Source organism: Ferrovum sp. PN-J185 (assembly GCF_001581925.1).
Classification (GTDB): Bacteria; Pseudomonadota; Gammaproteobacteria; order Burkholderiales; family Ferrovaceae; genus PN-J185.
Map to the genome: position 1 here is coordinate 441,375 of NZ_LQZA01000001.1, position 21,109 is coordinate 462,483.

At 39.4% G+C, this 21,109-nt stretch carries 21 protein-coding genes; 16 read left to right on the forward strand and 5 right to left on the reverse strand.

Annotated features, from left to right (window positions below):
• The first annotated feature begins 151 nt into the window (after nucleotides 1-151).
• Nucleotides 152-1,234: a 3-phosphoserine/phosphohydroxythreonine transaminase gene (gene serC, locus FV185_RS02150; RefSeq protein ID WP_067493106.1), complete on the forward strand. Its 1,083-nt coding sequence runs from the start codon at nucleotides 152-154 to the stop codon at nucleotides 1,232-1,234.
• On the forward strand, nucleotides 1,227-2,414 hold the full coding sequence (locus FV185_RS02155) for a phosphoglycerate dehydrogenase (RefSeq protein WP_067493109.1): 1,188 nt from the start codon (nucleotides 1,227-1,229) through the stop codon (nucleotides 2,412-2,414). Before serC ends, FV185_RS02155 begins: the two co-directional genes overlap by 8 nt.
• Here FV185_RS02155 and serB read toward each other — a convergent pair.
• Together serB and FV185_RS02165 are read right to left on the reverse strand one after the other, a co-directional pair.
• Entirely contained in the window at nucleotides 2,400-3,236 is an 837-nt protein-coding gene (serB, locus tag FV185_RS02160) for a phosphoserine phosphatase SerB (RefSeq protein ID WP_067493111.1), read from the reverse strand. The two genes, FV185_RS02155 and serB, sit on opposite strands and share 15 nt — an antisense overlap.
• A 74-nt stretch (nucleotides 3,237-3,310) precedes the next feature.
• Nucleotides 3,311-3,724 (reverse strand): hypothetical protein, encoded by a 414-nt coding sequence (locus FV185_RS02165; protein WP_067493113.1) that lies wholly within the window; start codon nucleotides 3,722-3,724, stop codon nucleotides 3,311-3,313.
• A gap of 118 nt (nucleotides 3,725-3,842) precedes the next feature.
• Between FV185_RS02165 and FV185_RS02170 the strand changes: the two genes are divergently transcribed.
• Complete coding sequence (locus FV185_RS02170; protein WP_067493115.1) at nucleotides 3,843-4,802, forward strand: DUF6502 family protein; 960 nt, start codon at nucleotides 3,843-3,845, stop codon at nucleotides 4,800-4,802.
• Between the two features lie 18 nt (nucleotides 4,803-4,820).
• Nucleotides 4,821-6,557, forward strand: a complete 1,737-nt coding sequence (locus FV185_RS02175) for a hypothetical protein (protein ID WP_067493117.1) — start codon at nucleotides 4,821-4,823, stop codon at nucleotides 6,555-6,557.
• Here FV185_RS02175 and FV185_RS02180 read toward each other — a convergent pair.
• Nucleotides 6,554-7,264: a heparan-alpha-glucosaminide N-acetyltransferase gene (locus FV185_RS02180; protein ID WP_082786986.1), complete on the reverse strand. Its 711-nt coding sequence runs from the start codon at nucleotides 7,262-7,264 to the stop codon at nucleotides 6,554-6,556. The two genes, FV185_RS02175 and FV185_RS02180, sit on opposite strands and share 4 nt — an antisense overlap.
• A complete protein-coding gene (locus FV185_RS02185; RefSeq protein WP_067493121.1) occupies nucleotides 7,239-7,691 on the reverse strand; it encodes a type II secretion system protein N in 453 nt (150 codons plus the stop codon). Before FV185_RS02185 ends, FV185_RS02180 begins: the two co-directional genes overlap by 26 nt.
• 72 nt (nucleotides 7,692-7,763) lie before the next feature.
• On the opposite strand from FV185_RS02185, the gene gspG reads away from it, so the two are divergent.
• The 12 genes from gspG (at nucleotide 7,764) to FV185_RS02240 (ending at nucleotide 19,697) form a co-directional block, all read left to right on the forward strand.
• Nucleotides 7,764-8,204, forward strand: a complete 441-nt coding sequence (gspG, locus tag FV185_RS02190; RefSeq protein WP_067493123.1) for a type II secretion system major pseudopilin GspG — start codon at nucleotides 7,764-7,766, stop codon at nucleotides 8,202-8,204.
• Nucleotides 8,179-8,667 carry a prepilin-type N-terminal cleavage/methylation domain-containing protein gene (locus FV185_RS02195; protein WP_067493125.1) on the forward strand — a complete coding sequence of 163 codons (489 nt, stop codon included), beginning with the start codon at nucleotides 8,179-8,181 and terminating at the stop codon, nucleotides 8,665-8,667. The genes gspG and FV185_RS02195 overlap by 26 nt, the downstream gene beginning before the upstream one ends.
• Complete coding sequence (gene gspI, locus FV185_RS02200) at nucleotides 8,664-9,038, forward strand: type II secretion system minor pseudopilin GspI (protein ID WP_067493127.1); 375 nt, start codon at nucleotides 8,664-8,666, stop codon at nucleotides 9,036-9,038. Before FV185_RS02195 ends, gspI begins: the two co-directional genes overlap by 4 nt.
• Nucleotides 9,028-9,663, forward strand: coding sequence for a PulJ/GspJ family protein (locus FV185_RS02205; protein WP_067493129.1), 636 nt, complete (start codon nucleotides 9,028-9,030; stop codon nucleotides 9,661-9,663). Before gspI ends, FV185_RS02205 begins: the two co-directional genes overlap by 11 nt.
• 3 nt (nucleotides 9,664-9,666) lie before the next feature.
• Nucleotides 9,667-10,674: a type II secretion system minor pseudopilin GspK gene (gspK, locus tag FV185_RS02210; RefSeq protein ID WP_067493131.1), complete on the forward strand. Its 1,008-nt coding sequence runs from the start codon at nucleotides 9,667-9,669 to the stop codon at nucleotides 10,672-10,674.
• Between the two features lie 3 nt (nucleotides 10,675-10,677).
• Complete coding sequence (gene gspL / locus FV185_RS02215; RefSeq protein ID WP_067493133.1) at nucleotides 10,678-11,805, forward strand: type II secretion system protein GspL; 1,128 nt, start codon at nucleotides 10,678-10,680, stop codon at nucleotides 11,803-11,805.
• The gene (gene gspM / locus FV185_RS02220; RefSeq protein ID WP_067493135.1) at nucleotides 11,790-12,305 is read left to right on the forward strand and encodes a type II secretion system protein GspM; all 516 of its coding nucleotides are present in this window, start codon (nucleotides 11,790-11,792) and stop codon (nucleotides 12,303-12,305) included. Before gspL ends, gspM begins: the two co-directional genes overlap by 16 nt.
• On the forward strand, nucleotides 12,298-13,065 hold the full coding sequence (gspN, locus tag FV185_RS02225; RefSeq protein WP_067493137.1) for a type II secretion system protein N: 768 nt from the start codon (nucleotides 12,298-12,300) through the stop codon (nucleotides 13,063-13,065). The genes gspM and gspN overlap by 8 nt, the downstream gene beginning before the upstream one ends.
• Before the next feature lie 9 nt (nucleotides 13,066-13,074).
• Nucleotides 13,075-15,387: a type II secretion system secretin GspD gene (gene gspD, locus FV185_RS09360; protein ID WP_082786987.1), complete on the forward strand. Its 2,313-nt coding sequence runs from the start codon at nucleotides 13,075-13,077 to the stop codon at nucleotides 15,385-15,387.
• The gene (gene gspE / locus FV185_RS02230) at nucleotides 15,387-16,823 is read left to right on the forward strand and encodes a type II secretion system ATPase GspE (RefSeq protein ID WP_082786988.1); all 1,437 of its coding nucleotides are present in this window, start codon (nucleotides 15,387-15,389) and stop codon (nucleotides 16,821-16,823) included. Before gspD ends, gspE begins: the two co-directional genes overlap by 1 nt.
• Nucleotides 16,823-18,037: a type II secretion system inner membrane protein GspF gene (gene gspF / locus FV185_RS02235; protein ID WP_067493139.1), complete on the forward strand. Its 1,215-nt coding sequence runs from the start codon at nucleotides 16,823-16,825 to the stop codon at nucleotides 18,035-18,037. Before gspE ends, gspF begins: the two co-directional genes overlap by 1 nt.
• 115 nt (nucleotides 18,038-18,152) lie before the next feature.
• Nucleotides 18,153-19,697, forward strand: coding sequence for a sialidase family protein (locus tag FV185_RS02240; protein WP_067493141.1), 1,545 nt, complete (start codon nucleotides 18,153-18,155; stop codon nucleotides 19,695-19,697).
• On the opposite strand, the gene FV185_RS02245 is transcribed toward FV185_RS02240, so the two are convergent.
• Complete coding sequence (locus tag FV185_RS02245; RefSeq protein ID WP_067493143.1) at nucleotides 19,691-21,103, reverse strand: ArnT family glycosyltransferase; 1,413 nt, start codon at nucleotides 21,101-21,103, stop codon at nucleotides 19,691-19,693. The two genes, FV185_RS02240 and FV185_RS02245, sit on opposite strands and share 7 nt — an antisense overlap.
• Between the last annotated feature and the right edge of the window lie 6 nt (nucleotides 21,104-21,109).

Genomic DNA, 21,109 nt, shown 5'->3' on the forward strand with positions numbered 1-21,109 from the left:
AATTAAATAAACAATTGAAATATATAAATAAATTAATATATAAGTATAACTTATAATTGTGAATAAGGGGCTCTAACTCACTTCTTATAATAACCATGGTTTTTCTTAAGTAAGATATAAATCAACACAATTTAATACTTATAGGTGAATTATGGCGGTGTATAACTTCAGTGCAGGCCCTGCAGTACTTCCAGCAGAGGTAATAAAACAAGCTCAAGTTGAACTAAACAATTGGCGTAATAGCGGCATGTCTGTGATGGAAATGTCACACCGTGGTCCAGAATTTATGTCTATACATGAACAAGCCAAACAAGACTTGGTGGATTTATTGGCTATTCCATCTAACTATAAAGTGTTATTTCTACAAGGAGGGGCTAGCCAACAATTTTCTATGGTACCCCTTAATTTGGCTGTAGAGAACAACCAAGTTGATTATTTACATACAGGTGAGTGGTCTAAAAAAGCTATTGCCGAAGCTAAAAAAACCACACAAGTTAATATTGTGGCAAATGCTGAGGATAAAAATTTCAGTTATGTGCCTGATTTTAGTACCTGGAAGCTCAATCCCAATGCAGCTTATTTACATATCACACCAAATGAAACGATTGGTGGAGTAGAGTTTTATGATTTACCCGATACGCATCAAGTCCCTGTTGTAGCGGACATGTCTTCAACTATCTTATCTCGACCAATAGATGTTAGCCGTTATGGCATTATCTATGCAGGGGCGCAAAAAAATATGGGTATTGCAGGTTTAACCACTGTGATTATTCGTGAAGATCTTATTGGTCACGCCAAAGTGGGTACTCCAGCTATGTTGGATTATAAAATTCATGTTGATAACGACTCCATGTATAACACTCCTCCCGCTTTTTCAATTTATATGGCTGGTTTGGTTTTTAAGTGGTTGAAAGCCAATGGTGGGTTGGAAGCCATGGCGAAAACAAATCAGCATAAAGCGCAGTTGGTTTATGACGCTATCGATAACAGTAATCAATTTTATCGCTCTCCTGTGGCAATTTCGAATCGTTCCTGGATGAATATTCCTTTTACTCTTAAAGATGAAGCACTTGATAAACCTTTCTTAAAGCAAGCCGAAGAGAGAGGCTTACTTCAGTTGAAGGGACATAGATCTGTTGGTGGAATGCGTGCTTCCATTTATAACGCTATGCCAGTTGATGGTGTAGTTGCTTTAACACAATTTATGAAGGAGTTTCAAAAACAACATGGCTAATTTATTTTCTATTCAAACGCTTAATAAAATTTCTCATGAGGGATTAAAACGCTTTCCTCAACCGCAATACTTAATTGGTAACGATGTAGATAAACCAGATGCCATACTGGTACGTTCTCAGGGTATGCATGACATGGTTATACCTGCATCGGTTAAAGCAATAGCGAGAGCAGGGGCGGGTACCAACAACATTCCAATTCCGGCAATGAGTGAGAGGGGTGTACCTGTATTTAATGCTGCAGGTGCTAATGCCAACGCCGTCAAAGAATTAGTTCTTTCAGGTATGTTAATGGCAGCTAGAAATATTATTCCTTCTTTACAATTTACAGCATCACTCAGAGGTGACGACGCAACATTACATCAATTGGTTGAAGATGGAAAAAAGAACTTCGTCGGTTCAGAACTTAAAGGAAGAACCCTAGGTGTGGTGGGACTTGGTGCGATTGGACGCTTAGTTGCTGATATGGCTCTAGGTTTAGGTATGAAAGTATATGGATACGATCCTGAAATTACTGTCGATGCCGCTTGGAGTCTCTCTGCATCGGTTAAGAAGTCTAATTCTATTGAGGAATTACTAAAGCATTGTGACTTCGTCAGTTTGCATGTGCCATTGTTACCTGCAACACGTGGATTAATAAATGCCCAACGACTAGCAGTAATCAAGAAAAACGCTATTTTACTTAATTTTTCACGTGATGCGATTGTAGACACAGAGGCAGTTATAGCGAGTCTTGAAAACAAACATTTGCGTTATTATGTCTGCGATTTTCCTGAAGTGAAACTTCAAGGTCATCCCCACGTTATCGCTCTTCCTCATTTAGGAGCATCAACGAATGAGGCGGAGGACAACTGTGCTGTCATGGTGGCTGATCAAGTGAGAGATTATCTTGAACACGGGAACTTAACCAATTCAGTTAATTTCCCAAATATTGTTATGCCTAGAGAGTCAAAACATCGAATCAGTCTAGCGCATAACAATGTACCTAATATGTTAGGTCAGATTTCTACAACATTGGCTAATGCATCAGTCAATATTCATAATATGATGAATAAATCTCGTGGCGATTTGGCCTACACACTGGTTGATAATGATTCACCCATTAGTGAGAAAATACTCAAAGAGTTAAAAGCTATTCCTGGGGTACTTTTAGTTAGAAACCTACCCTTATTGGATCTCTAAAAGAGGAATCACGCCATCTAGTCCCACCCATGATAAAGCATGGGTGGCTTGTTCTCTTACTATTGGTTTAGCATGAAAAGCGACGCTAATATCTGCTTCTTTCATCATCGCTAAATCGTTCGCCCCATCACCAATAGCAACCACACCTTTAGGATTTTTTTGCTGCTTAAGTAAGGTACGTAACCAATACGCTTTTCCTTGTGCATCAACAATATCGCCTAATACTCGTCCTGTTAGATAACCCTGTTTTACTTCTAGCGTATTTGCTCTTGTATGAGTTAAATTAAGTCTTTTTTGTAACCGTTCAGTAAAAAAAGTAAAACCACCCGAAACAAGTAATGTTTCAATACCATTATCTCGTAGTGCTTGTAAAAGTTGTTCAGCACCGGAAGTGATTTTAAGTCGCTCATTATATACCGTTAAAAGTGTAGTTTCGGGTAAGCCTTCTAGAAGACTGACGCGCCGTCTTAAGCTCTCAGAAAAATCAATTTCACCGCGCATGGCAGACTCAGTAATAGCTGAAACTTGATCCTTAATACCCATGAAATCGGCTATTTCATCTATACATTCAATAGTAATTAATGTTGAATCCATATCCATTACGACAAGAGAAATATCAGAAAAAGAGCGGTGGTTAGGTACTTGCGCTATATCTAATTGATGAAGATTAGCTAATTCTGATAATTGACTCGTTAACGGTGTAGTGGGTAGATAAATGAGTCGATCATTCACTAAGCGATAAGAATTGAATTTTGCAAGTTGGGCTAAAACATCTGATGAGAGTGGCTGTGATGACTGAACAACGGTTTGAAAGATAGACATAAAAAATGCTACAACAAAGGTTAGGGGATACCTTCATTGTAGCAATAAGTGGGGAGGTCGGTAGTTAGTTTCGCTTAGTTGGTAACCATATTTTGAGGGTCTTGATGGTTAGCCATAGCTGTGGCGTAACCATAAACGCGTTGTTGGGCTTTTAGTAAACGGCTTTTTTGTTCTTCGATTCGTGCGAGATCGCTTGCTAATTGATCGTGAGCACCATGAGCTACGTCACTTTGATAAACAGAGTGTAAAAGAATAAGTTGTTTTGATTCAGTGATCACATCTTGTATGCTTTGGTCGTATAGAACCTTAATAAGATCATTGGTAATATTTTGAGAATGATTACCTTGATTAAACTGTACTCTTTCATTGTATTCATCTTGTATGGCTTGTTTGGCATCATAATGTTGAGCATGTGCCATTAATGAACCAGAAGAAATAGCAAATAAGGCTAATAAAACAGTACTATTACGAACAAATTTTGAAGTCATGAGAAAGTCTCCTATGTAACATTGCAAACAGTGAAAAATTTATTTTATAAAATGGGAAAATTTCCCATATGTGTTTATTGTACTTTACTTCTGGGAAAAAATCCCATAAAATTTTCTTATGGTTACAAAAAAATTAAAATTAGATCCTGAATTGGTACTGAAACAGACTCTGATCATCATGCAACCCCTTATTTTGTGGCTGTTGCGTTCGGGTGTCCGTCACCCAGAGTTTTCTGTAGCTATCAAACAGGTCTTTCTTGAACAGGCATCTCAGGAATTAACGCGGTTGGGTGTTAAGCAAACGGATTCAGCTTTAAGTCTTTTATCAGGACTTCATCGTAAAGATGTACGTGCTCTTATTCCTGTTCTTCAAGATTTAATTGTGTCAGGAGGCGATCATCCTCGGGAATTGCTAGGTAAGCCCACTCTTCCTTCGCAAATTATGACTAGGTGGCTTGCTAGTGGTTGGCAGGATAAATTGCCCCTTACCGGCACTGGAAGAAGTTTTGAGGTTCTAGTAAGACAGGTTTCTACCGATGTTCATCCTCGTTCTATATTAAATGAACTAGAACGACTTGGTATGGTTGAAGCTATTGATGATCACGTACATTTGATTCGGGATGCATTCGTTCCTGACCCTACTATGGTGGAAGCGGGTAACTTATTAGCAGGTAGTACGGCTGATCACTTAGCAGCTGGGGTTCATAATTTATCTGGTACTGATGAACATAAGTTTCTAGAGCAAAGTGTTTTTGCTGATGGCTTATCAAAAGAATCTATTGCAGAACTTGAGCATCTGGCAAAAGCCCTTTGGTTACAAGTTATGAGTACTTTAATTGAAGCTGCTGTACCTTTAAGTGACAAAGATGAGCCAAATGGTGGCGATCAACGTATTCGTGTAGGTATGTTTTGTTACACAGAATCGATGCAACCTAAACCTAGTACGCTACCTAAAAAGAATAAATCAAAAGATGTTAAAACAAAAAATTCTAATAAAAACAATAACGAAAACGCTTTTAAGTCTAATTTAAGTAATAGCACTGATAATAAAGTACGGGTAAAAAAGCCCCCTAAATAATATCCCAAGGAGATATTAATGTTTAATCTGAACTGTTTGCTTAAGCGTTCACCTTTACTTGCAATCTGCCTATGTTTTGCTTCAACACTCTTCTTATCATCTTGTGGAGGTGGTGCTGCGGCTGCCATAGCTGGGGTTGGTAGTGGGGGAACGGGTGTCAGTTCGGGGACTATTGTACAAGGCCTTGTAACAGGTTTTGGTAGTATATTTATTGATGGTACTGAGTATCCTTTAAGTACTAGTGCCCAAATTAAGGAAGTATTTGATGGTTCTAGTTCATCTTCTGGCCTTCTCTCCTTGGGGCAGGTTGTTACGGCGACTGTTGATAGTTCCAATACTGTAGTCTCAGCTGAGATTTCTCCTGACCTACAAGGCGTTATAACTTATCAACCTACTGCTTTTACAACTACTGTAAATGGGACGTGTGCTGCTAGTACTGACTATTATTTATATGTTTTAAATCAACCAGTAAGAATTGTTACTCAGGCTTGCAATACACCATTGGGCGTTACCACTGTGTTTAATGAGCCTTTTGTAAAATGTTCTCTCTCCACCTCTACTTCATATCCCTGTACTAATGGAACGCCTAATGGCTATATCAGTAGCTTGATTGCGGGTGCAGAAGTTAAAGTTCATGGTTTTTGGGTACTTAATCCCAGCACCTCTAAACCTGAGTTAGTGGCGACGAGAATAGATGAGTATTACGTTCCTTCCAATGCAAGTATTTACTACAGCAATCCGATAGGAGTGAATCAAGCAGCCAGTAACTATGAATTAAGCGGTATCGTTACTAATATCTCTGGGAGTACTGTTGCCATTAATGGTGGCAACGGGGTTAATGGCGGGAATGCTAATTCCCAGAGCTATGGGGGCTCGAATATATCGTCATTGGCCACTCCTAGTAATCTTGCTGTAAATCAAGTGGTATCCATGTATGTGACTAGTGCTAATTGGAGTAATTATTTTGCAACCAACCAGTGGAATACATCTTATACTCCAACCACTGTTCTACCTGTATCCAATTTGGTTATAAATTCTGCGACCAGTAATGCCAGCACATCGAATCCAACAGTACAAGTGAGTGGTATTATTACCTCTATCTCTGGATCCATTGCTATTATTAATGGCACATCAGTTTTATTACCAACTAGTTGTACTAATTGTGCCGTGGGAGATTATGTAAAGATTAAGGGCTCTAACAACCAGGGGGAAGTAGATGGATCTAGTATTGAGCTTTCGTTAGCTTCTAATGAGATTAATACAACAAGCAGTGTTAATCTTAAAGGTATAATTCTATTTCCTACAGCAGCTACTAACGGCACAACTACTATTGTCTTTCAGGGAGTATCGGTTAACGTCCCCCAAGGTGTTTTACTTAGTGGTTGTAATGTGGGTAGTACACAATATGTACAAGTCAATGCAAGCTATCAAAATGGACAGTTAAGCGGTAACTCTGTCACATGCTCTTCTCTCTCAACTGCAGTTACTAATAGTAATCTTGCAGATTATGTGGGCACCTCAAGTAATTTCTCAACCACTTCCAATCAGTTTAATTTTGTGACTAATAACGCAAATTATGTAGTGACCTATAGTAGTACGACTTACCTAGGATCTGACCTTGTTACAGGGTCTAATAATATTGAAGTAATTGGTGTTATTACTTCATTGCCTAGTGGCAACAACCCAGGCTATATCACTGCTACTTCATTGAAAAAGACAGATAGTTCAACCACACTAAAAACAGAAAGTGATTAGTGATGATTAATCAAGGTAAATATAAGAAATAATAGAGGTTGATGAAGTAAATAGATTATTAAGCTATGTTGTCCCATGATAGATAATGGTTTTAATTGGCAACCTCTTATTAATCGTTCTTTAAAGAGGGCTAGATTAATGGAGGTTCCAATAAAAAACAAACCTAACCAAGGAAATAATGGGGCATAGTCTTCAGTAGCAGGTTTGATAGTCGTTAGTCCAATCCAATTTACATAACGTGAATTCATGAAGGATAGTTGGATTGTTTGGCTAATAAGTAAAATAGTTATTCCAACGATTATTAATGATTTTTTATAAGGTTTCAAAGGCTTAGTAAGTATGGTTGCGGCTAAGAAAAAATGTATTACTCCAAAATAGATAAAGCGAGATCCAAATAAAAAGTGGCTTACTATTGAAATAATCAGAGCAGAGAGTCCTAGTCGAATTATACGTTGATAAAAATGATTAATACTCTCAGTGGTCAGTGAATAGCTGATCCCTGAAATGAACACAAATAAACTAACAATGAATGTTCTGGATATAGTCCAGAATGGATCAGTGAGTATAGCAAAGTGGGTATAACCAAAATAATTTAAGTCATAACAAAAGTGGAAAGCTATCATTAAACAAATGGCTAGTCCTCTCAATTCATCGAGAAGAATAATCCGATAGTTAGTTTTATTAATGGTGTTCGATACTAAGGCCATTGGGAATGGATGTTTTTGAATTCAGTATTAATGTTTCAGAACGCCCTTGACGTTCAATAACAATATGATTGTCAGCGACTTCTTTAAGAAGAATTCCAGAGCTAATTTCATACCCTTCACGGTAAGGATGAGCTAATCCATTGTTGATTGATATAACCGCAATACCATCATGATTGACACTGGCTATGACACCTTTGAGTGATAAATTAGCGTTAAGGAGACTGGGGCCGATGAATACACTTTTTGCATCGTTATAAATAGGATTAGTGTTTTTTTCGATTGTATGTATTGGAACGGGAAGGGGTGACGGAGCCAACAGTATACTTATCCAATGCCCAATGGTACCGGCTAAGATAAATAGACTAATTAATTGTAAGAGATATTTAAAATTATCTTGTTTAGGTGTCAGCTGCCAGTTTTTTAACATGAGATTAACTCAAATAAATTAACGTTTAATAATGCGTTTAATTGTAAAATAATGTTTTTTAAGGTTTATTCTATGGAACAGTCACAGACTAAGCAACAATTACCTGATAACCAATCAGGATTTTCTCTCATAGAGATTATGGTTGTCATGATCATCATTGGTATTCTTGCTGCCCTAATCATCCCCCGCGTCATGGATCGTCCAGATCAGGCAAGACAAATTGCAACCAAACAGGATATAGCAACTATTGTGCAAGCATTAAAGTTATATCGTTTAGATAATGGTCACTATCCTACCACTGAACAGGGGCTTGAAGCCTTAGTAAAACAACCGACACTTGAACCTGTTCCGAATAACTGGAAATCTTACTTAGATTCTATGCCTAAAGATCCTTGGGGAAACCCCTATCAGTATCAAAACCCAGGACAGCACGGTGAGATGGATGTATGGAGTTTTGGCGCGGACGGCAAGCAAGGTGGCACAGGTAATGACGCAGACATTGGTAACTGGTGATAAACAATTAGGTTTTAGCTTAATTGAGTTACTTGTTGTTTTGGTGATTATTGGTATTTCATTTTCTTTAATTACCCTGTCTATACATGTAGTTGATCCTTCACATTTATCAGACGATGCAACACGGCTGGTTGCGACAATAAACCAAGCGCACGATATTGAAGATCTAACGGGTTCTCCTGTTGTGATGAAAATAGACTGTCATAACTGGCGTTTTTTTGACACCAGTTCAGGCGAGCTAAAACTAATGGATTCTCAACAGGTAGCAGGAGGACAATTCAAATCTACTATTACGCACATTCAAGTTAATGACTCAGAACTTAATTGTCCTGAGGATAATAGCTTAACAATTATCATTGGTGATGATATCTCACCCATCGAAATCACGCTGATAACACAACAACATAACATTAATATTATCTCAGATACGTTAGGTCGTTTTAGGGTGATTCATAAACCATGAGACAAAGAGGTTTCACATTAATTGAGGTATTAATAGCACTATTTATAGTGGCTATTGCACTTGCATCTTCTATGAGGGCATTAAGTGTAGTGACAAGAACGGGTAGTGATTTACCACCTCGTTTTGCTGCACAGTTAAGTGCAGATAATATTCTTGCACAAGCGAGATTAAGTGAGTCTTGGCCAGGATTAGGGGTATTTCAAACTGACTGCCCTCAAGGAGAGTGGCAGTTACATTGCCAGTTAACGGTTACAAACACGCCAAACCCATCCATAAGACGGTTGGAAGTGGTTGTGACACAAATAACGGATAAAACAGTACTTGCTACAGTCGTCACCCTAATGGCAAATCGAGGTGGTCATGTCCTCTAAACATCTTGGTTTTACTTTAATTGAAGTGATGGTAGCGTTGTTATTAATGGCCATATTATCAGTACTATCATGGCGTGCACTTGATTCAATGAGTCGAACAAGAGAAACCCTTGATGCCCATGGACAACGAGATGATCAGCTTAAATCAGTATTTAACCAATGGGATAAGGACTGTCGAAGTTTTGGCTATCAAGCTAATTGGATTGTTACTGTTCCTGTACGAATGGATGAGAATCAGTTGGTCTTTTTAAAAGAAAAACAGTTAGCAAACGGTGTCACTCGTACGATTATTGTGGTGTACGAATTACAGAATAAGCAACTTGTGAGAATGGAAAGTCGCCCTCTTAATACGAGACAAGAGTTAACTCAAGCATGGTCAAATGCATTAAATCATCATTTAACAATGGATTTGGGTTTACAAAACAAGGAAGTTTTATTGGATTCTGTGAATGCCCTATCTACTGCTATTTTTCTTCAAGGAAAAGGATGGCTTCGTTCAGATGAGGCAATTATTAATGCACAAAATACTAAAGATGCTAATGTTATCAAAGCCTTGAGTTTATCAATTACGTTAGACAAACAAAATGTACCATTTCAAAAAATTGCATTGACTGGAGTGGATTAAACAATGAAACGTGAAAAAGGGGCGGCTATTCTAACAGCACTATTAGTAGTGGTATTGGCAACCACAATTGTCGCAGGTTTGCTATCAAGTGAGGAAATCCGTTTAAAGTCGCTTGATAATCAACGATTAAGAGATCAAATGAACTGGCTTGGGGAAGGAGCTCTTGATTGGGCGCGCTTAATATTAAAAGAAGATTTATATCAAACTAAACAAGTTGATCATTTGGGTGAAGTATGGTCAATTCCTATTAGTGAAACCTCTCTTGCTGACTTTTTAAAAACACAAGCGCTATCTGGTAACACCTTTTCTACTGATCAAGAGACTTATTTTGCAGGACATATTGTTGATGCCAATGCCAGATTCAATTTAACTTCATTAATCGATATTGCTAACAATCAAAATAACTCAGGATTTATTACTGCAATTAAAATTAATACTGAAGCACTTCTGATGTTTGCGAGAATTCTACAGCACGTGGGTATTGATCCTCAATTAGCAGGCACCGTTGCCCAGTGGTTATTAAGTAGTCATCAGCCTCTTAGTGAAGAGCGTGATTTACCTCTCCCACCACTGTCAGTAGCTGATATAAAAACAGTTATTCCAGGTATAACAGATACTCAGTTGTTGGCTCTTGAGCAGATGGTTGTGTTACTACCGCAACCTACAGCGCTGAATATTAATACAGCTTCAGCTGAGGTATTATCGACAACGCTAGGTTTACCAATTGATATTGCTCAGCAACTTGTTACTGAACGGACGCAAAGATATTTTGCAGATTATGCGACTTTAAGCGCAAGAATCAAAACCCGTGTACCATCTTGGGTACCAGTTACACAAAGAAATATTGACGTGAAAACCAATTATTTTTATGTATTAGAACAACTTAGGAAAAAAGAGCTAATTATGCGTCGTTACGCATTAATATCCAGAATCCAGTCAACATACAATGCCACCAACGTATTACAAATGAATAATGGCTACCCATTAGGACTTTCCTTTGATGGGGTATAAATAATGACTATTTTATGGATTGAATTACCTGAAAGACCGCGTGGGGAAGAAGAGGATATCTTTAATCAACCACTCAATTTTTCTTTAACACATAATCATTCTCCCTATCATACCTTACAGAAAGGTACAGCTTATATTGATGAATTACCTGTTTCTCAAGAAACTGTTCTTATCACTCATCCTCGTGATGTACTCATTATTGAAAAAACCGTTGAGGCATTAAAATCATTGTCAGGACAACGTCTTTTACAAACTTTACCCAGTTTGTTAGAAGATGAAGTGATGTATTTTGATAAAAATCATGTGGCTATATGGCGTGACACCTATAATCCAGCACACATGGCTTTTGCTTTAATCGATAGAGTGTGGTTAAGACATATCCTCAGTACTTTTAACGAGTTTGTTCAGCGTGGGCCATTAAAAATAATTCCTGCCAGTTATTTTCAAGAGGTGGGTTCTTTAGTGCAAATAAGTGAGTCACGTTCTGTTCAACAGTTTTCTTGGGCCTGTTATCGAGAACTAGCTCATCAGACACTATTGGTACCATTAAATGATCCCGCTTATCTAAAGCAAAATAATATTGAACATACCCAGATACTGAATACTTCTCTACTTGATCGATTGCATCTCTTAACTGACCCGTACATTGATTTAAGGCAATTCGAGTTTGTTGATAAGCATTTAGGTTGGCGTGCTCAATGGATACGCTGGCGTAGTGTGATTGTTTTATTTTTTATTTCACTCATCATAGAAACAGTTGGCGTTAATTTATATTGGGTGTCCTTACTCTATCAAGAACATCAGTTACTAAATGAAGAGCGCAACATAGCACAAAAGGTTATTCCGCAATTACCTAAAGACATTGATCCTTATTTGGCACTTCGGCATGAATGGCAGGTAGCTAACCAATCAGCGTCAACGAATGATAAAGATTTTGTAGTCTTGTGTGCTAAGTTGTCTCATATCATGGTTCATCAACCGGCTGATGCGGTAAGTAAAATTAACTACCATCATGGTTTATTAGAAGTGACGTTAAAACCAGGTATAAATATTGATATGGTTAAACAAGATGCACAAAGCAACCATGTCATTTTGAATAATGTAGGAGGTGGAACATGGCAGATCAAATAATTGAGCGAACAACTAGAGAAACAGCTCGTTTGTGGCAGGGGCTTAATGATCGAGAACGTAATCTTCTGGTTTCTTTATTTTTTCTTTTAAGTTGCTTGTTGTATTACTTTATATTGATAGAACCAGCTCAAAATGGAATTAAACAAGCTCATAAAGAGCTGATTGAACACCGTCAGTCTTTGGCTAATATGCAATCTATGGCAAAGGAAATTGGCGGGCTACATTTTCAACAACAAGCAATTTTAAGAGATCCTCGTCAGATTGACGCTCTCATACAAGTTATTGCAAAACAACACGGATTACAGGGGATAACCATAACAAATATCAGTGATGATAAGCATCATCGTTGGCAGTTAACCGGTAAAAATATTACTTTCAGTGATTGGATTGCATTATTAGAAGAGCTTCATAAAAAAACACTTTTAGAAGTTGATGTGCTAACCGCAACACGTTCTGTAGAGCCAGGACAAGTTAACTTAATTGCAGAGTTACATGGCTAATGTATTAAGTCGATACAAATGGCTGGTGGTTTTACTTGGTTTGGTTATTACAATTATTACTTCAGTAGCAAGTGCTCCTGCTACCTACTGGCAACCGATTGTTAACAGAGTGAGTCATGATAGGGTGCGCTTAGTCAATGTATCAGGCACCTTATGGTCTGGATCAGGACAGGTGGCCTTTCAAGTTACCAATACAAATTGGCAACTTTTGCCAGGACGCATGCAATGGGATAGTGTATTTACTTTGCGTGGTATGCAGTGGACTATCAACGATATTGAATATAAAACCCTTAACCAGCCACTCAGCGTATTAATAAACTTAAAGCGTATAATGATTAGCGCTGGGGCTTGTAATTTTCCAGCACAATTATTAGAAGTGGTTGGAGGGCTTGCACATACATTAAAACCAAGTGGAGAGGTGAGTGTTCAATGGCAAGCTATTCTACTTGATAGTGTTGACTATCATTTACAGCAGTCGGTTAATTTTACAATCGATTTGAAGCAGATTCGTTCGGCAATTTCTCCACTTCCTGAGTTAGGATCGTATAAAATTACCGGTGTGTTTGCAGCGATTGGTGGGCACTATGAAGTCACTACTGAAACGGGTCCTTTGCTCATCGACGGACAGGGTGTCTTAGGAAGTAAGGGAATCCAATTTAATGGTGAAGCAAAAGCTGTTGTTGGCATGGAAGAGCAATTGGGTGGTTTATTATTATTGATGGGTGAATTCAATGGGAGAGTGGCTCATCTTCATTTTTAAAGAGTTAATATGCGCTTATTAAAATTAAAAAATATAGTGATTCTCTGTTGTGCTATGCAGCCAATTTGTTCGGTATGGGCATCAAGTGTTACCCCGCCTCAAGCAGCGACTCAAGCCTTAGCGCAAGCTGGTCCTAGTAATGAGGGGGATTTAATTCGCTTAAATTTTACTGATGCAGATATACAAGGCGTGATTAAAGCAGTAGCAGAGGCGGTCAATAAGGCAATTCTTATTGATCCTAGAGTAAAGGGAACTATTACTCTTACAAGTGACCGTCCTTTAACTAAGAAAGAAACGTTGTCTACTTTAGCTACTACCCTTCGCCTTCAAGGTTATACCCTTGTTGAATCAAGTAATGGTTATAAGGTGGTCCCTGAGGCAGATGCTAAACTGCAAGGCTCTCAAGTAGCCGTTGATGCTGCAGGAACAGGAGGGCAGGTGCAGGTTGCCACTCAGGGGGATCAGTTGTTAACTCAGGTATTTCGGTTAAAGTTTGAATCAGCTAATAACTTAATTCCAGTACTTCGACCTTTGATTTCGGCTAATAATAGTATTACCGCTTATCCTGCTAACAATACTTTAGTTGTAACAGATTACGCTGAAAACCTACGCCGTATACAACGAATTATTCAAGCTATTGACACCCCTTTATCTAATGAAGTGCAGATTATTCCGATTAAAAACGGTTTAGCAATTGATATTGCTCAGTTAATTAATCAGTTAGGTCAAATTAAAGGGGTCAGTAATGAACCTAACCTATTGACTACTGCTATTCCTGATACACGAACAAATAGTGTTATTTTACGTGCGCCAACTGTAACACGAGCGAATGAAATAAAAGGTTTAATAGAAAAATTGGATGTTGAGAGTGCGCGCCCTGGTAATATTTGGGTGGTACCGTTAAAAAATGCAGAAGCCATTAGATTAGCCCAGACATTACGTGGCATTATTTCTATGGATACGAGTATCTTAAAATCGCCGTCCACCCCTTCTTTTGCACCAGGAGGTGGTATGGGTGGGATTTCTACAGGGGTAGGTTCTAACTCTACAGGCGCTAGCACAGCAGGAGCAACGCCAACTTCCTCTGCAACCACTAACCCTATGGTTAGTGCACCTAGTATCGATACCTCAGTGAGCTCTGGTTCAGGAACGGGGGGGGCCGGGGGGAGTGGTTCAGGTCATGCTGGTACACTCCCTGCCGGTATGATTCAAGCTGACCCCACAACGAACTCAATTATCATTACAGCCAATGAACATGTTTATAACAATCTTCGTAATGTCATTGATAAATTAGATTCACGTCGTGCGCAGATTTATGTGGAATCAATGATTGTTGAAGTGGCTGATAACAAAGCCCAAGAATTTGGTGTTCAATTACAAGCTCTATTAGGTGGTGGGTCAACGCAAACCTTTGTTGGTACCAATTTTAATGCATCGGTGCCTGGTGGCAACATTACCACCTTAGGGACCAGTGCTGGGGCGTTAACTAGTCTTGGTGCAACCGCAACTTCTAGTACCGTACTACCAGCACCCGGTACGAATGTGGGTATATTACATACCTATAATGGTACGCCGACTCTAGCAGGATTGGCTCGAGCTGTAAGTACCATTACCGGAGTTAATGTCTTATCAACTCCCAATCTACTCACCCTTGATAATGAAATTGCACAGATAATTATTGCTACTAACGTCCCATTTGTAACGGGGCAGTATGCTCAGACAACTGGTTTATCAACTGTTGCACCCTTTACCACCGTTGATCGACAAGATATTGGCTTGATATTGAAAATCAAACCACAAATCTCCGAAGGGGGATTAGTTAAATTACAAATATATGAAGAGTCATCTACGATTGATCCTGCCACAACAAACAATACCTATGGCCCAACCTACAATAAACGTTCTCTTGAATCAAATGTCTTGGTAGAAGATGGGCAGCTAGTGGCGTTAGGGGGGTTATTGTCTGATAGTTATCAAGATACTGAAGAGAAAACTCCCTTTTTAGGAGATATCCCTATATTAGGTGGATTGTTTCGCTATGAGGCTAAAACACGCGTTAAAGAGAATCTGATGCTCTTTTTAAGACCGTATATTATTCGCGATACTGAACAAAGTGATAGTCTGACAAATGACCGTTATGATCTCATTAAAGAGGTTCGCGATACGTTCAAACCTCATATACACGTATTATCTAATGAAACGCTAACACCTTTACCTAACAGTAATCAGGGAGGTAGTACTTTTATTAATCCTCAAAAAGCCAATGAAGCGCCCACAGCAATCCCTCTTCCTGGCTCAAAAGCTAACGGAGATAAACCTTAATGAGTGAGGGGATCTCTGCGGTGGCTGCAAAATTATTGCCTTATAATTTTGCCAAACAGCATCAAGTGTTAGTGGTTGGACAGTCGCAGGATGGGTTATTGGTTTGGGTGAATTCAAAGACGTCTAATCAGGCTATAACTGAGATTCAACGCTATTTTAGTGATGTAACCATTAAATTAATTGCCGATGAGGTATGGCAACAGGCTCTCACAGAGGCATATAGTAGTTATGCTGGGAGTGAGGCTGCTCAAGTGGTGGGGGAAGCTGAAGAAGAGGTAGATCTATCACGTTTGATGCAAGATATTCCTGCCGTGGAGGATATACTTGAATCGCGGGATGATGCACCAATTATTCGTATGATTAATGCGTTATTGTCTCAAGCGTCAAGACAAGGTGCTTCAGATATCCATATTGAACCAGGCGAACATACTTCAGTGGTACGTTTTAGAATTGATGGCACACTGCGTGATGTGGTCCGACCTAAAAAAGCGTTACATGCAGCCTTAGTCTCTCGTATTAAAATTATGGCACAGCTTGATATTGCTGAAAAAAGATTACCTCAAGATGGTCGTATTGCTTTACGTGTTGCTGGTAAAGCACTTGATATTAGGGTCTCAACTATTCCTACAGGTTTTGGGGAAAGGGCGGTGTTGAGGCTATTAGATAAAGAAGGCGGCAAGCTTAACCTAACCCATCTGGGTATGGCATCAACTACATTAAATCAATTTGATCGACTCATTTTGCGTCCGCACGGTATTATCCTCGTCACTGGACCTACTGGTAGCGGTAAAACAACCACTCTTTATGCTGCTTTAAGTCGACTTGATCATCATAGTACCAACATTATGACTGTTGAGGATCCTATCGAATATAACATCGATGGCATTGGCCAAACTCAAGTCAATCCTCGGATAGACATGACCTTTGCTAAGGCACTCAGGGCTATTTTACGTCAAGACCCTGATGTCATTATGATTGGTGAAATTCGTGATGCAGAGACTGCTCAAATCGCTGTGCAAGCCAGTTTGACTGGACATCTGGTGTTAGCCACATTGCATACTAATGATGCAGTGAGCGCTATCACTCGTTTAATTGATATGGGTGTGGAGCCTTTTTTGTTAGCCAGTTCCTTAATTGTTGTATTGGGGCAGCGTTTGGTTAGACGAGCATGTACTGTCTGTCATGCAGCAATTGATGAATCCAATCATTGCGACCATTGCGGGAAAACAGGTTATTTAGGTAGAACGGGTATTTATGAGTTGTTAGTACTCGATGATGAATTACGTCGCTTAATTCACCAGCAAGTGAGTGAAGACCAAATGAGGCAGTATGCACTAACGCAAGGGTTGATTACCTTGAAACAAGATGGGCAGCGTTTAGTTGATGCTGGTATCACCACACAAGAAGAATTAATCCGTGTTACTGGTAGTGAATAATGCCACTATTTTACTTTTCTGGAGTTGATCAAGATGGCGCTGAGCAGACAGGTAATATTGAAGCTGACACAATACGCCATGCCAGAAGTGTACTTAAGTCAAAAGGTATTCTTACCACCAAAGTAGGTGCAGTAGAAGAAAAAAGTAAGCATTCCTCTGGTTTTTCAGTATTTCGGAAAAAACTTTCCTCCAGTGATCGTGTTTTATTATTACGTCAATTAGCGAGTCTCCTTAATGCAGGGATCGCCCTTGATGAGGCATTAAGTACTGTGGCCCGTGAAACGGAAAAACCCTTTGTATCCCAGATCGTGTTAGCACTTCGCTCATCAGTGGTGTCAGGTTCTACTTTAGGTACAGCCTTGAAAGAGCAAGCAACACATTTTCCGGGAACGTTAATTGCATTGGTTGCAGCAGGAGAGCAAAGTGGTCAATTGGGATGGGTAATGGAAAAGGTGGCTGATTATGCAGAATCACGCGATCAGCTAACGCAAAAAGTCATGATGGCATTTGCTTACCCGGCAATCGTCTCTTTTGTTGCTGTGGGTATTGTTACTTTCTTGATGACCCATGTGGTACCACAGGTTGTCTCTGTCTTTATTCATAACCATCAAACATTACCTCTATTAACGCGTATTATGATTGCTTTCTCCGATTTGTTAATTCATTGGGGATGGTTGATTGTATTAATCATAGTGTTGTTGGTTGGGTTTTTAAAACGATTATTATTAAACCCTGTTATTCGTCTTAATTGGGACCAACGGTTACTGACCTTCCCCCTTTTTGGTCGACTAATTAGAGGGTATAACACAGAGCGTTTTGCCAGTACCCTCTCCATTTTAGTAACAAGTGGGGTACCGATCCTGGCAGCATTAATGGGGGCAGCTGATACGCTTACTAATTCTTCATTAAGAGCAAATATTATTGATGCAGCCTCAAGAGTGCGAGAAGGCAGTGGGTTAGCAAGAGCGCTAGCCGTTTACAATCAATTTCCTCCTGTCTTACTACAGTTAATTCAGTCCGGTGAGAGCACTGGTCAATTATCAGATATGCTGCATCGGGCCGCACAAACCGAGTCGCGGGATTTAGAAAGACGTTTACTGTTAATGACTACTTTATTGGAGCCTTTACTTATTTTATTTATGGGATTAATGGTGGCAACAATTGTGTTGGCTGTCATGATGCCTATCATGGAAATCAATCAAATGGTTCATTAAGTTAAGAAGGTTGTTTAATCCTGCGGCATCGTGCAAAATAGGTGTTTCTTAAAATATGATGATTATGAAGCAGCTCTCAAATCTGCTCCAACTCTCTAAAAAATAGTGGTTTTTTATGATTAAGCGTGTTTGGACCCAATTTTTTCTGGTATTAAGTTTATCTCTTGGCTTAGCAAGTTGTGGTGGCGGCGGTGGGAGCCCTGCGCCTCCCCCGGTGATTAGCGGTAATCCCGGAGATGGACAAGTTCAAATAAATTGGACACCGTTGAGTGGTATTGTTTATTGGTTATGGTTTACTCAAACCAATCAAGTGATTGATATTAATAATCCTCCTAATGCACCTCAGCAGGGATACACCAACGCGGTACCATTATTTATTGTGGGTAACCTGACTAATGGTTTAACAACCAGCATGGTATCGAATTCCCATGCAGGCAACGCTAATGGCCCTGGAGGCCCACAGTCAAATGATTTAATTTTGACGCCACGTTTGTCTGCTACCAGCTGGACGCAACAATGTGCAGCTAATTGTCCGTCAGTTACTATGAATGCTGTTGCTTTTGGTGACTCGACGACTACCTCTGTTGCCGATAGCTCGACAATCCATGTTTATGTGGCTGTGGGTAATAACGGAGAAATTTATACTAGCCCTGATGGAATAAGTTGGACTATTCAGCCCTCATCAACAACCAGCGCATGTAATATTGGAACAAATACGTTGTATGGAGTTGCCTCCAATAACAACACATTCTACGCCGTAGGTGCAGGCGGGAAATTGTGTTACACCAGTCAAACTGTAGGTGTAGGTAATTCCACACTCTATGGGTTAACTAACGTTGTTGATGCTAACAACAATTGGGCCCCACAAAATGCTGTCTGGAGTGCTGCAACCACTCAGCCTAATAATTCAACCACACTCTATGCTGTAGCAGGCACACAGCAGTTATATAACAATAATGCTAATAATACTTTTGTGGCTGTAGGCTCTGCAGGGGCAATTTGGAATACCACAGACGCACAGAATTGGGCGCAAGTATTTACGGCTGGTAATAATGACCTGAAGGGTGTTAATTATATCGGAAGCTGCGGACTGCCTAATGGTTATCAGTGGGTTGCGGTAGGGCAGGGTGGGGTTATAGTCCGTACTACTGATGCTAATGGAACCACATCATGGCAAGCTGCTGCAAGCCCTGTGACTACCACTTTACACGGTGTAGCCTGTAGCCCCAATACTACGCTTTACACGATTTATAACAACTTAAGTGTTAATCCACCTAATAACACTACCCCAATCGCTGTAGCGGTAGGTGATAATGGTACCGTTGTAACCAGTACTGATGGTAATACTTGGACACAACAAACATCAAGTGTCATTGGTAGTGATAGTTTGACTTCAATATATGCTATTAATAGAAACCTTGAGGCCAGAAATAATAACACTCAATTTGTTGCCACCAGTAACACAGGTAACGTTTATGTCAGTACAGATGGGGTTAACTGGTCGAAATATACTGTTGCTGCAAACACCAGCTTAAATGCTATTACATCCACTTCAGGTAGTTTTGTGCCTAATGGAAACTTTGGTAGTGTTCCTTTCTCTTATGTGGCGGTTGGGGGATCTACTTCTTCTAGTACTGGGTTTAGCGCCATATCTCAGTAATTATTATTCAAGTGGGATGGTCTTTGGCAGGCTGTCCCACGGCAATACACATAGATTGTGTCACCAGTAATTTTAAGCGTTTGGTAGAGTGTGGCATTTGTAGTCTGTGTCATAGACAACAAAAAGGCATTCTGCCAATCTAACGGTGGTATTGTTATAAATCTCTTGCCATACTCAACACGATCAATTTCATTCACCACATTGAGGCCAACGGATCTGCCATCTGTCGTGTAAATGGGTAGGTTGTCAGCGGTATGTAAAAGGTCTTGTGCCACTTTAGTGTAATTTAGCCCTCTAAAATGTGATTGATAGTAAGGATAGAGAAATAAAACAAAAATACACTTTAAAGTAACCTCAGTAATCAATAATCGTTTTATCCATGGCTGAAGTGCGTCTTGATTAACCCAAATAATATAAGCTGAAACAATACCAATTAATGGATAAAGACTGATTAAATAGCGTATATGGCTCTGTGGAGCAAGCCAATAGGGAAGTAGATTAATAATAACTAGCCATGACAGGCGTTGAATAAGTGGGTGATTAATACGGCGTTTAATGATAAGTATAACTAATGCTAGTGGCACCCAAGGAGACAAATTCAGTGCGGTATTAAAGGGGAAAATAATTATCTTTTTCACATAACTCACTATTGATTCAGATGCAAACACCTTTTGTATGACATCGCTCATCATAGATTGCCCCATTTGTTGGTGTTGATTGACAACACCAAACCAGATCACTGCAATCAATACAGGAATAGGAATAATTAACCATATACCTCGAGCATAATGAAGACGTTTATTCTTGTGATCCCAAGATAAAACGAATAAAGCTGAGTACCAGATAGCAAATGGAGTGAGAGATTTTGTAAGAAAAGCGGCGCTTATAAAAATCCCACTAAGTAATAATTTAAATGGAGAATTGTATTTCAGACCAAAGACCATAAGAGTAATCGATGCCATGGTAAAAAAACCTAACAATGGGTCTGCATAGGCTAGCCAGCCACGATAAAAGAATAAATCTCCTAAGGTTAATGTAATCAGACTAGAGAATAAAATGAATCCTCGATCGTTAATAACTAAACGAGCGAGGATGCCGGTTAAGAAAGCCATCCCTAAGGTTGATAGTAAACTCACTAAGCGCGCTGCAAGAACAATCTGTTTGAAGCCGGTGAGTGTTGCCACCATTCCGATAGCCCATACAATCATGGGAGGTCTATTATAGAATTCGCCGAAGGTGGTTTGATGCAGATAATCGTGACGCATCCACATTTCCATCGCACCAATGGTATAAACCCCTTCCTCACCCACTACGTAAAACCACAGCGAAGGTAAAAAGCTCAACACAGCTAACCCACCTAATAACCAATACAGCTTTAAAAAGTTATTTGAATGTCTGTTTAGCAACTCTGT